Source organism: Brevundimonas sp. (assembly GCF_046293315.1).
GTDB lineage: Bacteria > Pseudomonadota > Alphaproteobacteria > Caulobacterales > Caulobacteraceae > Brevundimonas.
This window is the reverse complement of record NZ_JBKBPF010000127.1, coordinates 1-519: the sequence shown is the minus strand read 5'-3', so window position 1 is coordinate 519 and position 519 is coordinate 1. Positions and strand designations below refer to the sequence as shown.

Here is a 519-nt window from a genome sequence, read left to right as displayed (position 1 = left end):
CACTTCCTGTTCGTCGGCAGCGACTGCACCGTGCGTGTGATGCATGGACGTACGCTGCGCCCCACCGTGCTGGCCTCTGCGGCTGCGGTGGTGCAGGGCCTGCTCCTGGAGGCCGAGGCTGCCGCCGCTGCCGCGGCCTTGGCGGCAGAGTTTGCCGGTGGCGGCGGAGGCGGTGGCGGTGGCGGCGGTGCCGGTGGCGGTGGCGGTGGCGGCGGCGGCGGCGGCGGTGGCGGGCGACGCGGACAGGCGCGCGACAGCAGCCCTGCTGCACCACACGTGCGCGTGCTGGATGCGCGTGCCACCAGCCGCGGAGAGCCGGTGCTAGTTTGCAGCCGAGGGCGCGCAAAGCCAGGCGCGGGCGAGGCGGAGGAGGCGGGCGCGCGCGTTGCGGTGTTCCTGTACAGCACAGGCAGTCAGAGCTGGTGCGTTGCCGTGCGCGCTGGCTGCGCGTGGCGCGGGCCGACGGTGCGCGCGCGCCGCACAGGTTGCGATTGTCGGATGACGCGTTCATGTTCTCGG

Annotated in this window: 1 protein-coding gene; it reads left to right on the top strand. The window is 74.4% G+C overall.

The window, feature by feature from the left end; all coding sequences use genetic code 11:
• Positions 1 to 519: hypothetical protein (locus ACK4SE_RS14370; RefSeq protein ID WP_409694090.1), on the top strand; the 519-nt coding region annotated here is incomplete at both ends.